This is a genomic window from Bifidobacterium sp. LH_389 (assembly GCF_056357235.1).
In genome coordinates this window covers 44225-57122 of the sequence record NZ_JBKEVR010000012.1, presented here as the reverse complement: position 1 = coordinate 57122, position 12898 = coordinate 44225, and the positions used below count along the sequence as shown (strand labels likewise).

General features: G+C 64.3%; 13 protein-coding genes. 6 read left to right on the top strand and 7 right to left on the bottom strand.

The features are described from left to right. Positions 1-508: 508 nt before the first annotated feature. Together AC1AZA_RS09655 and AC1AZA_RS09650 are read right to left on the bottom strand one after the other, a co-directional pair. On the bottom strand, positions 509-1732 hold the full coding sequence (locus tag AC1AZA_RS09655; RefSeq protein WP_476514448.1) for an ATP-binding protein: 1224 nt from the start codon (positions 1730-1732) through the stop codon (positions 509-511). Positions 1733-2168: 436 nt separating this feature from the next. Next, positions 2169-3419 (bottom strand): carboxylate--amine ligase, encoded by a 1251-nt coding sequence (locus tag AC1AZA_RS09650; RefSeq protein ID WP_476514447.1) that lies wholly within the window; start codon positions 3417-3419, stop codon positions 2169-2171. 736 nt (positions 3420-4155) lie between these two features. Between AC1AZA_RS09650 and AC1AZA_RS09645 the strand changes: the two genes are divergently transcribed. Beyond that, the gene (locus AC1AZA_RS09645) at positions 4156-5421 is read left to right on the top strand and encodes a DegT/DnrJ/EryC1/StrS family aminotransferase (RefSeq protein ID WP_476514446.1); all 1266 of its coding nucleotides are present in this window, start codon (positions 4156-4158) and stop codon (positions 5419-5421) included. 226 nt (positions 5422-5647) lie between these two features. Here the strand turns inward: AC1AZA_RS09645 and AC1AZA_RS09640 are convergent, their stop codons facing one another. The 3 genes from AC1AZA_RS09640 to AC1AZA_RS09630 all read right to left on the bottom strand — a co-directional run bounded on the left by AC1AZA_RS09640 (position 5648) and on the right by AC1AZA_RS09630 (position 9136). Next, the gene (locus AC1AZA_RS09640; protein ID WP_476514445.1) at positions 5648-6643 is read right to left on the bottom strand and encodes a lipid II:glycine glycyltransferase FemX; all 996 of its coding nucleotides are present in this window, start codon (positions 6641-6643) and stop codon (positions 5648-5650) included. Positions 6644-6665: 22 nt separating this feature from the next. Further along, positions 6666-8261: a UDP-N-acetylmuramoyl-L-alanyl-D-glutamate--2,6-diaminopimelate ligase gene (locus AC1AZA_RS09635; RefSeq protein WP_476514444.1), complete on the bottom strand. Its 1596-nt coding sequence runs from the start codon at positions 8259-8261 to the stop codon at positions 6666-6668. A 110-nt stretch (positions 8262-8371) separates the two neighbouring features. Beyond that, positions 8372-9136, bottom strand: coding sequence for an exonuclease domain-containing protein (locus AC1AZA_RS09630; RefSeq protein WP_476514443.1), 765 nt, complete (start codon positions 9134-9136; stop codon positions 8372-8374). Positions 9137-9204: 68 nt separating this feature from the next. Between AC1AZA_RS09630 and AC1AZA_RS09625 the strand changes: the two genes are divergently transcribed. Further along, on the top strand, positions 9205-9873 hold the full coding sequence (locus tag AC1AZA_RS09625; protein WP_476514450.1) for a sigma-70 family RNA polymerase sigma factor: 669 nt from the start codon (positions 9205-9207) through the stop codon (positions 9871-9873). Next, a complete protein-coding gene (locus AC1AZA_RS09620) occupies positions 9870-10196 on the top strand; it encodes a hypothetical protein (protein ID WP_476514442.1) in 327 nt (108 codons plus the stop codon). The genes AC1AZA_RS09625 and AC1AZA_RS09620 overlap by 4 nt, the downstream gene beginning before the upstream one ends. 110 nt (positions 10197-10306) lie before the next feature. On the opposite strand, the gene AC1AZA_RS09615 is transcribed toward AC1AZA_RS09620, so the two are convergent. Beyond that, positions 10307-10381, bottom strand: a complete 75-nt coding sequence (locus AC1AZA_RS09615) for a 50S ribosomal protein bL37 (RefSeq protein WP_099327425.1) — start codon at positions 10379-10381, stop codon at positions 10307-10309. Positions 10382-10528: 147 nt separating this feature from the next. After that, the gene (locus tag AC1AZA_RS09610) at positions 10529-11476 is read right to left on the bottom strand and encodes an aldose 1-epimerase family protein (RefSeq protein WP_476514441.1); all 948 of its coding nucleotides are present in this window, start codon (positions 11474-11476) and stop codon (positions 10529-10531) included. Between the two features lie 161 nt (positions 11477-11637). On the opposite strand from AC1AZA_RS09610, the gene AC1AZA_RS09605 reads away from it, so the two are divergent. The 3 genes from AC1AZA_RS09605 (at position 11638) to AC1AZA_RS09595 (ending at position 12857) form a co-directional block, all read left to right on the top strand. After that, a complete protein-coding gene (locus AC1AZA_RS09605) occupies positions 11638-11940 on the top strand; it encodes a hypothetical protein (protein WP_476514440.1) in 303 nt (100 codons plus the stop codon). A 93-nt stretch (positions 11941-12033) separates the two neighbouring features. Continuing rightward, positions 12034-12435 (top strand): nucleotidyltransferase family protein, encoded by a 402-nt coding sequence (locus AC1AZA_RS09600; RefSeq protein WP_476514439.1) that lies wholly within the window; start codon positions 12034-12036, stop codon positions 12433-12435. After that, the gene (locus tag AC1AZA_RS09595) at positions 12432-12857 is read left to right on the top strand and encodes a HepT-like ribonuclease domain-containing protein (protein WP_476514438.1); all 426 of its coding nucleotides are present in this window, start codon (positions 12432-12434) and stop codon (positions 12855-12857) included. Before AC1AZA_RS09600 ends, AC1AZA_RS09595 begins: the two co-directional genes overlap by 4 nt. Positions 12858-12898: the final 41 nt, after the last annotated feature.

The window sequence follows — 12898 nt, the reverse complement described above, 5'->3', positions numbered from 1 at the left end:
GTCGAGGGCGTGCGCGTGGTGCGCGCCCTTGCCCACGTCCAGACCGATCCACACGTCGATGTCTTCCGGAGTCATCGTCGTCCCTCCCGTCATGAAGGTGTCCTCGGCCGCCGTGGAACCCGTGCAATGGGGATCCGGACGTCCGCGCCGCACCCACATTACGGAGAGACCTGCGCCATGCGCCCCGAAGCGTCCGTGCTGCCGGCCTGGTTCCTATCAGCGGTCTGCGAACGTCCCCGTTCCCGGCGACAACACCCCCCGGATCATCAACGACAGGGCGAGAGAGTCATACCGGAACCGGCGACCCGGCCCCGACCATCAGGGCCTACCAAACATGGTAATGGGTGAAGCCGGTGCGCGGTCGGTGTGTGGCTTTGCCGATCGGTGTGAGACACTGCCGGTTCGTGTGTGGCTCTCTCCGACCGGGCGCGGCCTCGGCGGTCGGAGAGGAGCTTCGTGCGGAATGCCGGTTCCGCCTATGCACGGACAGTGATGTGCTTGGCTTTCTCTATGCCTTGCCGCACAGCCAGTCGATGACGTTCAGGATGCGGATGCCTTCGGATGTGATGCCCTCGCTGTACCAGTCCAGTGTCAGTACGAGGCGGGGAAAGGCGTCGTTCAGCTTTTGCAGCGGTGCCAGTTCCCGCTCCCTCGTATGCTCGTCCATCATGTTGAGCGTGACCTGGATGTACTGTCTGCTCGCGTTGTGCCGGGCAATGAAGTCTATCTCGCTGCCCGGCGCCGAGCCGATGGTGACTTTATATCCCCGGCGCTTGAGCTCCATGAATACGATGCCTTCGAGCTGTGCACCCATGTCCGATCCCGAAAAACCCGTGGCAAGGTTGCGGAACCCGTTGTCGACCGGATAGTACTTGCGTTGAGGCCTGAGCATTTCCTTGCCCTGTATACGCTCCTGCTCGGCGCTGTACAGGATGTACGACTTTTCCAGTGCATCGATCTGATTGTCCACGGTCATGTATGATGCGCGTGCCCCGGCACTGTTGAGCGTATTGACCACGTTGCGCACCGAAAACAGATTCGCTGATGTGGCGAACAGGTATCTGGTGAGCTTTTCGAGCGTCGCTATGTCCCGGATGCCATAGCGTCTGGCCACATCCTTGATCATTACGGATTCGTAGACGGCGGAAAGTGTTTCCGTGGCCTTGGCTTCGTCCGGAAGGCCGCTGGCGAACAGACCCGGCATGCCGCCGAACCGCATGTATGAGGCGAACAGCTGATCTGTCGGTTCCGTGGTTCCCTGTTCGATGCGGTGAAACCGGTATTCCTCGAACGAGAGGGGGTAAACGTCAATGGTGACGTACCGGCCGGCAAGATATGTGGCGAGATCTCCGGAGAGCAATCGTGCGTTTGAACCCGTGATGTACACGTCCGTATCCGGGCGCGTATGCAATCGCCGGACTATGGTCTCCCATTCGTCCACGTCTTGGATTTCGTCCAGAAATACGTAGAACAGCCCGGGCTTGGCCGTGCGCATTGCGGCCGACAGATCCTCCTGCAGGTCGTGCACGCTGTAGCCGATGGGAATGTCGAACGAATCGAAGCGTTTGATGAAGATGTTGGTCGTGGGGACTCCGTCCGTGAGCAGGGTTTCGGCGTACTTGGCCAGCAGCGTGCTTTTGCCGCATCGTCGGACGCCGGCGAGCACTTTGATGTCCGGGCTGTTCCGATGCTCGGCTATTCTGCCGATGAGTTTGTCTCTTTTGATGTACATTCGTGCCACTTCTCCTTTGTATTTTTAGTGTACTAGAAATTCAGAGGGATAATGCGGCGGATGTATTGAAATTGGAATATTGCAAGATCCTGTGGATGAACTGGCGAAGGTGTCGGCAATGACAAACTACGCCGTTTGGGAGTGCTGCAGGGCGTTTTCGGACTTGAGCGCCGTGGTATTTCCGATTTGTGTGGTGGTTTTCGGCGGGGGTGCCGGGTATCGCCATTGGCATTTGGCCGCAATGGCGCGGGTGATACTTGGGGTGGTGGCGGAATTCGACCGCACAAATCGGAAGTACGCGCCAAGCGGGCACTACGTAGTGGGCTCGGTGGGGTCTGCACAGGGAATCGGAGACTCCGCAAAGGGTTCGGAGGATTGCCGGGCCGTTGCGGGGCCTCGACCGCTGCAACCGCTGCGACGGCCCGGCGAAATGGGCCTAGAACCCTGTGTTGGTGGGCTTGGGGTAGTATTTGGCGAACTTGCGGTACTGGTTGAGTTCGGATTCCATGAGATGGAACCAACGCTTGAAGCTCATGTCCCGCGGGTTGCGCTGCGGGCTGATGCGCCCGGCCTTCTGCAGTCGGATCACCTGCGCCCTGAGGTCGGGGTCGAGCACGTAGCGGCGGAGCAGACGGTTCGGGATGATGGAATACAGCACCTCGCCGTCGGCCACGCGCGGGGCCATGGGGTGGCCCTCGATCACGTCCGAAACCAGCACCTCCATGGGGTTGATGCCCGCGCCGAGCACGTAGAAGCTGTTGCGGCCGATACGCGGGTTGACCTCGAGGAAATAGAACTTGCCGGTGTGCGGGTCGCGCTTGACGTCGAAGTTCGCGAATCCGCGGTACGGCATGGATTCGAGGAAGCGCCGGGCCGGCTCGAGGATTTCCGGAATCGCTTCGGTGATCATGGCGCAGGGGTTGCCCAGCGTGGCGGGATGATGCTCCTCGAGCAGCACGTGCGCGGAGCACAGCAGCGAGACCGCACCGGTGGTATCCACATAGGCGGTCACCGAATACATCTGGGTGTCGTCGCCCTCCACCAGCTCCTGCGCCACGAACGTGCCGCGGAACCCGGCCTTGGCGAGCGTGGACCACAATGCGTCCAACTTTTCCGGGGTGTCGATGCGGTAGACCTTCTGCCGGCCTTCGAACAGCAGGTTCTCGTACTGCGAGCTATCCGCCGGCTTGGCCACCACCGGGAAGCGCAGGTCCGCAGGGACCGGCTGCGGCGTCCAGCCCGGCTCTCCGGCAGCGGAGAAGTCCTCGTAGAACGACTTCGGCACCGGCATGCCTTGCGCAGTGGCGAGACGCTCGAACTCCTGCTTGTCGCTCACCTGCTCGATCACCTCGAGCGGGGGAATGGACAGCACGTAGTACTGTTCCAGCTCCTCGCGATGCGTGGCGAGCACGTGGATGCGCCAGTCGGTGTTGGCGAGCAGCAGTAGACGGCGGCGCGGATTGCGTGCCTTGAGCTCCTTGCCGAGGTTCAGCAGCTCGTCCACGAGCGGGCCTTCCTCGCTGGCTTGGACGAACGGATGGCGCTCGAGGATTGCGGAATCGCGGATGGCGGACGGATTGTAGGCCGTCACCATGATCGGCTTGACGCCGTATGCCTCGTTGAGCTCCCTCGCCAGCGCGTACGCTCCCAGATCGCCGCCGAGAATCACCGGTTGGAAAGCCGTCATGTATCCGTCTCCTTGCCTTGGGCCGTGTACGTCCAACTGGCACCACTATACGCGCAGCGCTGTGCCGTCTTCCGTGACCGGGGTGCGCCATCCGAATGAGACACTGGCGCGGATGCAGACAGCCGTCTTCCGTGCCAGGGGTGTGCGCGGTCGGGTTCGCCCCGCCGCTCGGCGTCCCGTACGACCATAGGTGCCGTCTGTTCCTTACCATCTTCCGCGTCCGCGAGCTCCGCCGGGTCACGTTCGTGCGCGCGGAGATGGCAAGGGACAGACGGTCTGCCAGCAGAGGGCCCTGTTCGCGTCCACGTGTGCGGAGTTGCCAATGCGTGCCGTCGTGCGGTCCAGCGATACGGGCTGATCTCATGCATGGGGATGGCCGCACTACGGTTCTGGTGCGAAGAAGACGGCGGGCGGCTGGCCGTCCTCAGCGCGGGACTGAAGCCTCTCCTATGCACGAGGACGGTCCGACGGTCCGGAACGCGAAAATACGGGCTGTGCGGGCCGATATTGCCGATTCGCAGCACTATCGGGCCGTTTTTCGGCTGATTTGCGACCCTATTGTGCTGTGAATCGCGGATTTCGGTCCGCACGGCCCGTATTTTTTCACTGACGGGCCCGTTTGCCGCTGTCAGTCGCCGGCAATCGTCCTTCTCAAGCCCCGGCGACGGCCTCGCGCGCTACAGTGGGGCTCAGACACCGACCGTACAAGGCACAGACCGCATACAGGGGAGGACCCATGACCGAAGCAAGCTCGACGACCCGCCTGCGCGAGGCACTGGCGAACCGTACCGGCACCGATCCGGGGGACTGGTACCCCGTGTTCAAGGCACGCTACGGCATGCAGGTGGCGTTCGAAGCCCTGAAGTCGGTGCATGGCGCAGGGGAAGTGCGCACGCAACTGTTCACGTGCTGCACGGCTGTCGACCCGATCATCGCCGCCGGGCTTACTCCGCGCTACGAAGAAGTGAATGCCGGTACATTGGCCATTGACGCGAAGGCACTGCTCCCGGCACACGGCGGTACGGCGACCGGCAATGCAACCGGCGAAGATGCCTCGGCCGAGGCTCCGCTGCCCACGCGCGCCGTGATGCTGCAGCACACGTTCGGCATCGTGGACACGGCGAGCGACCTCGATCTGGCCGAGGCGACCCGGCGCATCGAAGGCGCATTGCTCGTCGAGGATTGCGCCCATTGCGTGTGCCGCATGGCCCGCGGCGACGACGGCTCCCCGCTGGCGGACATCTCCGTGCATTCCTTCGGCGTGGAGAAGATCCTGCCGACCAGATTCGGCGGCGCCATCTGGGTCAATCCGCGCTTGGCCGCATCCGAACCCGTGCTGGACGGGGAACTGCGCGGGCGGCTGGACGCGCTGCCCCGGCCGGACGGGCGCTTGGATGCCGTCACGCGCGTGTACGTGAACGAGAATCGTGTGCTGTCCCGGCTGGGCGGACTGGGCGGCACCCTGCGCGGCGTGCTGACCAAGGCCGGACTGTACGAGCCGCCGATCGCCGAGTCCGAACGGGCGGGCGGCCTGCAATACGAGGCCATGAAGCCGACCGCGTGGATAGAGGAACGGGCCGCGGAAGCCGTCGACGTGCTGGATGCCAATGAGAACGCACGGCGGCATGTGGTGGCCGTGTACCGCGATCGGTTGGGCAAGGAAGCGGACGCGCTAGGCATTCCGGCGGGCGCGCTCGCCGGCCGTCCCCAGCCGCTGCTGAGGTTTCCGCTGTTCCTGCCGGACACGCCGGCTGCGGAACGTGTGCTCGCCGCCGTGCGGGCCGCCGGCGGATATGCGGAGCGCTGGTACCGGCCCGAGCTGTTCCCCGGCGTGACCGATCCGGCCGCCTACGGGGTGACCGACGCGGTGCATGATCGACTGCCCGTCACGGGCAGGCTCGTTGCGGGCGCGGTCTGCCTGCCCACCGAACTGGGGGCCGACGGGGAATCCGCCCGCCGCCGCGCGAACGCCATCTGTGACGCAGTGCTCGGCTGCCTGTGAGCCGCGGCATCCCAGCCACGCACGAATCCAATTACGGCGGATGCGGGATGGGAAAATGGTGGCGATCTGGGACGCAGAACAGGGCAAATGCGTCTCAAATCGCCACCGAAATGGAAGATGGCGGCTACTTCGGACGCATTTACCCCGTGTTACGTCCGAAGTAGCCGCCGAAAGCGGAGCCGGGGCCGTGATCCGGAAGCCAGATGTCCCGGATCACGGCTGACGGCTAGATGCGGTCCTTGACGGCCTTGGCCACCTGCAGGGACTTGTAGAACACCTTCTTGAGCGGAATGTCGTGCCCGGCGGCCACCTCGGTGACCTCCTCGGTGAACTTGGTCTTGAATTCGTTGAGCCCCATGAGGCTCGGCGCGAAGTCGGAGCCGATGCCCATGAGGTCGTACGCGGTGAGCCCCTGCGCGCCCAGCAGGCAGCACTCGGAGTAGAGCAGCTTGTCGGTCACGTGCAGGCGCATTACGTCGTTGCGCATGCCGGCGTAGTAGCGCACGGCGAGCGGGCCGTTGACGGTCACGATCGACCAGGCGACCACCCGGCCCTCGATGCGCGCGGCGAACACGCGGCAGTGCTTGGCGCCGAGCGCGGCGATCATGTCCGAATAGTCGGTGATCGGGGCGGGCGTGAAGCCGTCGCGCTTGCCGGTCTCCACCATCACGTCGTAGTATTCGGCGAAGTCGGCGATGGCCTTGTCGGTCTCGTCGGCGCATTCGGCCGGGCATTCGCGCAGGGCCTTGCGCACGTCGCGGCGGCCGCGGCGCTTCATGCGCGCCAGGATCGCGTCGTCCCCGCCGGTGATGTCGATCACCACGGTCCGGTCGTACGGCACGGTGGACAGCGCCTTCTCGTAGCCGTCCGCGAACCACGTGTCGAGGCGCAGGAACGCCACCTTGGAGTCACGCTCCTTCACGGCCTTGGCGATCGCGTCGATCACCTCGCGTTCCTCGGCGGCGTCGGCGGGCTTGACGGCCCACACCGGCCCGTGCATGGACCTGAGGTAATGGTAGCCGTGCGTGTCCATGTCGATGAGCGAGAGAAACGCCACGGTGTCCCCGTCACGCCGTACGCGGAAGGCGCCCCACGGCGTGCGGCCGGGAATCTCCGACTGGAAGCTGGCCCAGATGCCGGTCTGTTCGATCGGCAGGGTGATGCCGAGCTCGGCGGCCTCGCGCTCGAGATCGGGCAGTTCGATGGGTTCGATGGTGATCATGCGATTGGTTCCTTCGTCACTTTCACTTCTGGTTCAGTCCGAACAGGCGCTCGATCACGTGATCGTCGCCCTCGTACGGCACGTGGCGGTTGCGGTCCTTGATCCAGCGCTCGTTGCCCTTGCCGATGATGAGCAGCACGTTGAAGCGGTCGGCGTGCGCGCGGGCGTCGTATACGGCGTTGGTGACGGCCGTGGTGCGGTCGGAGATGACCGTGGACGCCACGTCCGGAACCGTGATGTAACCCTGCATTTCCATGCAGATGTCGATGAATGGCTCGGTGTTCGTGTCCTCCGCGGTGAACACGAAGTTCGCAACGCGGTGCTCGGCGGCCTCGACGATCTCCTTGCGGCGGTCGAACGCTTTGTCCCCGGCGGATCCGGTGACCAGCGTGATGCGCGGGTTGCGCGTGCCGTAGCGTTCGTCCACGTAGTCGAGCAGCGCGGTGACGGACGCGTAGTTGTGCGCGTAGTCGACGATGGCGACGGTGTTCGACTGCGGATCCTCGAAGCGTTCCATGCGCCCGGCCACGGTGACCGGCTCCAGCGCGTGCAGCGCCTCGGCGTTGTCCAGCGCCACGCCGGCGGCATGCGCGATGGCGATGGCGGCGGCCGCGTTGGCGTAGTTGAAGTCGCCGTCCAGCGCCAAGCGGAACTCGCCCAGCGACGTGCCGTCCGTAACGATCTCATACGCACTGTGGTCCGCGGTGGCGGGTCGGGCCACGACGTCCGCGGGTGCTGCGCCCGCATCCGCGCTGCCGTTCGTATCGCCGTCGCCGTCGCCGTTGCGCAGAGCGAATGTGGTGACCGGCACATGCCCGGCGGCCGCGTCCTCGCGGATCAGGTCCGCATGCGCGCAGTCGGCGCCCAGCACCAGCGCGCGGCTGTTGACCGTGATCTGCCGCTTGCAGTGGAGGTAGTCCTCGAACGTGGGGTGTTCGATGGGGCTGATGTGGTCGGGGGAGATGTTGAGGAACGCGCCCACGTCGAACGTGAGGCCGTACACGCGGTCCACCTTGTACGCCTGCGAGGAGACCTCCATCACGAGGTACTTCATGCCGTTGGCCACGGCCCGGTGCATCATGCGGAAGGCGTCCAGCGATTCGGGCGTGGTGAGGTCGGATTCGGCGTAGGTGTGGCCGTCGAGGCAGTTGTCCACCGAGGAGAACAGTGCGGCGCGGCCTCCGGAGGCGGCGTTGAGGATGGCCTGCGTGAAGTAGGCGGTGGTGGTCTTGCCCTTGGTGCCGGTGATGCCCACCACGGTCAGGGAGTCCTGCGGGCGGCCGAAGAATGCGGCGGAGAGCAGGCTCATGGCGCGGCGCACGTCGTTGACGATGAGACCGGGGGCCTTGGTGGCCGCGGAGAAGTCGGTCTCCGCCACGTAGACCGCCAGACCCCGGTCATCCACGCCGTTCAAGTATTCGGCCTTGAAGTTGCCCTTGCAGAACAGCATCGAACCGGGTGCCACCGTGCGGGTGTCGTACGTGACGTCCGTCACCGGCGCCTCGGCCGCCGGACCGATGCGCTGCGGGTCCAGCGTCCATACGTTCCCGTGGATGATCTCCCGCAGTAGATGGTGTTCGCTCAGCAGCGCCGCCGCCGAAGCCAGGGTCAAAGCCATATGCGTCCTTTCTTCACGTTGTTCCGCCGGCGGACTCCCGCCATCGTTGTCTTCCACAATTCTACGGTGCATGCCGTTTCAGGGCATGCGTTCCACCGGTCAGGCCCCGGTTACAGCCAGCCGCCGCGCACCGGGCTCTTGCCCCGGGATGCGAGCCACTGGTTGAACGAGTCCTTCCATTCGGCGTAGGCGGCGTGCTGCCAGTCCATGAGGTCGCCCAGCGCAATGCCGCCCACCTGCGGGTAGAGCGTGGCCATGGGGGCGATCAGGTCCACCGCGGCGATCGTATCCGCCGTGGCGTCGTGGAAGTCGCCGTGCGGCTCCACGCCGTAGTAGAACGTCGTGTCCGTGAGCGTGCGCTTGCCCTTGCGCTTGGAGACCTTGCGGTCGATCACCAGCGGATCCACCACGAGCAGCGGCATCGGAGCCCGGCCGGCGGCCGCCTGACGCTCATCCAGCGTCTCAAGCTTCCAACGTTTGAGATCGCCCTCGAGCATGTGCACGTCGAACGGAGCGTTGTAGGCGAGCAGCGGAATGCGGCGCGCCTGCGCGGCCGCGATCAGTGCGGCGATGGCCTCAACGGCCACGGTCGGCTCCTCGCCGTGCTCCGCAAGGAACTCGTCGGTGAAGCCGTTCACCTCGCTCGCCCGCGGATTCATGGGCCGGTGCGGGTTGATGATCCACGAGGCGATCGCATCCCCCTCATGGCCCTTCGCCGGGTCGCGCAGCACCAGCGTGGCGGACACGATCGCATCCCGTCCGGCGGCTATGCCCGTCGTTTCCGTATCGAACCCCAGCAGCAGGGAATCCGCCAGCGGCGTGCCCGGATCCTGCTCGCCGGCCGAGTCGATCGCATGCAACAGCTCCTCATTCATAACCTCCCACCATAGCCATCCGGGTAGAATACGGCGGGCCGGTTAGAATACGTGCTGTGAGTGAAAGCATGGAAGACAGACGACGCCGCTTCGAGGCCCTTGCCATGCCGGCCGTGGACGCACTGTACCGTCAGGCCATGCGGCTGACCAACAATCCCGACGACGCCCAGGATCTGGTGCAGGACACGTTCGAGCGTGCCTTCAAGGCGTTCGATACGTTCAAGGAGGGCAGCAACTTCGAGGCGTGGATGACCACGATCGAACGCAACGCCTATTTCAACCAGTATTCCAAGGCCAAGCGCCGCCCGCAGCGCGCCAACGACGAAACCGGCGAATACGACGACTGGGACATCTACGACGCGGCCGAGCATTCCCCGGAGGGCCTGCGTTCCGCCGAGGAGGAGTACCTGGACGCCTTTGCACCGGAGGAGATCCTCGCCGCGCTCAACAAGCTGAGCCCCGAACGCCGGCAGGTGTTCATCGACGCGGCGATCGACGGCAAGTCGTACCAGCAGGTGGCGGACGAGCAGCACGTCAAGATCGGCACGGTGATGAGCCGGCTCAACCGCGCCCGCACGCAGCTCAAGCGCGAACTCGCCTCCTATGCGGCGGCACGCGGCTATCTCGACGCGGATGGCGGCCGGAACGGGAAGAGTGAAAATACGCCCAAGGGTGAATCCGACGAACCGCGCGGAAACGGCGATAATGGGAAGCGCGAGGGAAAGGAGCAGGCATGAGCGAGGAGCATGGGTCCGCGGTATCCGACGCGGCCGCCGGCTGTTGCCGGGCGCACGTGTCGATCACGCGTACCGTGACCGTCAGCGACGACGGCATGACGCGTACGGAAGTGCACATGACCGAGATGCAGGGTTCCCCGGAAGCGGTGGAAGCCGCGAGCGCGGGGTGCGGTTGCGATTGCTTTGACGTGGAATCGAGCTGTGACAAGGGGGAGCGGGCGATGATCGCCGCATTGCGCGCCTACCTCAGGCCCGATCAGGCCCCCGAATGTTTGATGGCCAAGCTCAACGCCGTGCTCGACCGGTGCTGCAAGGAACGGTGAGATAGGAAAAACCCGCATTGCTCGGCTCCGTGCGCACTGCATGTACCGCGTGCGCATCCGCCGAGATGCGGGCTTTTCTATAGGTCTTCGCCGTAGATGACGGCCAAGGATCAGGTGTTCGGCCTCTTGCCGTGGTTGGCGGCCTTCTTACGACGATCCCTGCGCTTGCGTCCGCGCATGCCCATGATGGACTCCTTTGCTAATGAATTAAGCCTACAAAAAAACATATTATGCCACGGTTGAACGGCCATGACAAATCGGCGTGGTGATCCGACCGTATTGCCGGAAGGTCGCCACGCCGCGCGCAGTGTCCGAGGGTCGGGCCGCCGGCGTCAGTCGACGACGCCGATGCGCACGGTGGAGGCCGTCGTCTCGCCGGGCTTGATCACGATGAGGTGCTTGCCGGTGTTGAACGCGTTGGCGTTGCAGGTCATCGGCTCGATGGCCACGCCCGCCGGGTGCTGGTCGTCCGGCATCACGTCGCCGGTGAAGACCTGCCAGCCGTTGATCGTCTTGTCGCCGGTCACCGCCACCTTCATGCCGTCGATGCGGGTGAACGTGGCCGTGGTGCTGCCGTCCGCGGCGCGCTCCACGTCGGTCCAGCCGTCGTCGAAGTTGTGGTCCTTGAGCAGCGGGTTGCCGGTCAGATCGTACTGGCCGGACACCGGCTCCTCGCCGGTGGGCACCAGGTTGCCGTCCACCGTCAGATGCGTGCGGGCCTTGAGCTCCAGACGGCAGCGGTCGTTGTCGGCCGTGACCGCGGCTCCGTACGCATTGCCGCCGTTGGCGATGTAAGGGTGGATGCCGAAGCCCCAGGGGGCGTTCACGTCGCCGTGGTTGGCGGCTTCCACGTGGATCTCCAGACCGGCGTCGGTCAGGGTGTAGGTGACGGTCACGGTCAGATCGAACGGGTAGCTGTTGATGTTCGGCACGCGCCAGGACAGCGTGACGCTCGACTCGGTGAGCTCCTCCAGCGTCCAGTAGTAGCGGTAGCCGAAGCCGTGGAGCGCGGTGTTGCGGGCGTGCTCGTCGATCGGCAGCTCGTAGTGCTTGCCTTCGAAGTCGTACTCGCCGCCCTTGATGCGGTTCGGGTAGGGCACCAGTACGAAGCCTTGGCAGGTGTTCGACTGCTGCATGTTCTCGTCGAACGGGACCACGATGTCCTTGCCGCGGTACTGCACCTTGCGGAACGTGGCTCCGAGCTCGCAGATCACGGCGGAATAGTCGCCGTGGGTGATGGTGAATTGCTTGCCGTAGCGGGCGGCGCGCTGAGTCGTCATGCTGATCACTCCCATTGGGTCTTTCCATGGTGGAACGAAGCGATTGTTACCGCTCACCACCTTACCGCGCGCCCTGCCTCGCAACGGCCGGCATGGCGCTTCGGATCTGGCGGTAGACTGGAAGCGTAAACGGCCCGCATCAGGCAAAGGGGATGATCGACATGGCCGGCAAGAAGGATAAGTCACTCGTCTATTGGTCGATGAACTACAAGGGAAAGCAGCGCCGCACCATGGTGCTGCTGCCGGTGTGCATCGTGCTGTGCATCGTGGCGCCCATCTATACGGCCAACGAATACGGCAGCGTGGTGATCGGCATCGTGTTCGATCTGGTGCTCATGGCCGTCTGGGCGGCGCAGTACCTGTACAACCGCAAGAAGATCGAGGAAGGTGCGGACGACGAGCCTGCCGTGTCCGGTCCCGCCGGTCCTTCCGGCTCCGGCCGACCGTCGCAGCCGCAGGCCTGACCGACCGCCGGGCTTCCGCGGTCCGTGCCGCAGTCCGGCTCTGCCGTCCCGTCATGGCATACTGGACAGTCGGATGCGGGTAGGATGGGAAGCATGACAGCGGCAATCACTTCGGCTGTCCGGACGTGTTCCGGACGAGATGCGGCGGTTCCTTCACCGTCCGAGATCGCCGCGGCCGCCCGGCCGATCGCGCAACGATACGGTATCGACGAATTGTATTTGTTCGGTTCAATGGCCAGCGGAGAGGCTGGCGCCGACTCGGACATCGACTTCATCTACGGCATCGCCGATGACGATATGCGCGGACGACGGGTGGCGAATTTCAGGAATGCGCTGCGCGAAGCGTTTGGCAGGGATATCGATCTCGTGGACGTCGGCTACATGACGCGACCGGCGAAGAAACCGTACGATGAGCTGATCCGGTCATTGTTCGTACGCAACGTGGCGTCCAAGCCAATTCTCCGCATTTTGCCCGTCTTGGAGGAATCCGCATGAGCGGCCGACGATCCGATGTCGATTCCCCGCGGGATCTGGTTCATCTGTTGCAGATCCGCCATGAACTTGAGCTGGCGCTATCGTTTCTGAACGGTGTTACAGCCGAGCAATTCGGTGAGGATGAGCTGCGTCAGCATGCGGTGTCCATGTCCATTGTCCAGGTCGGCGAGCATGTGAAGAAACTCTCGAAGCAGTTCGTTTCGTCCCAGAGGGATGTTGCGTGGAAGGCGATAGCCGGTACCCGAGACTGGATTGTCCATGATTACGGCAATCTTGACTTCGACGAAATATACCGTTCCGTGACCGAAGAGGCGCCTGCCATCGTCGCCATCGTCTCGCAGGCGATCGATCTCATCGGTATACCGGATGCGCCGGCCGAAGACGAAGGCATTCGGGCATTGAAGAATGCGCCGAAGATCTGAACGGTCGATGTGACCGACGCATGGCATACTGGGCAGTCGGA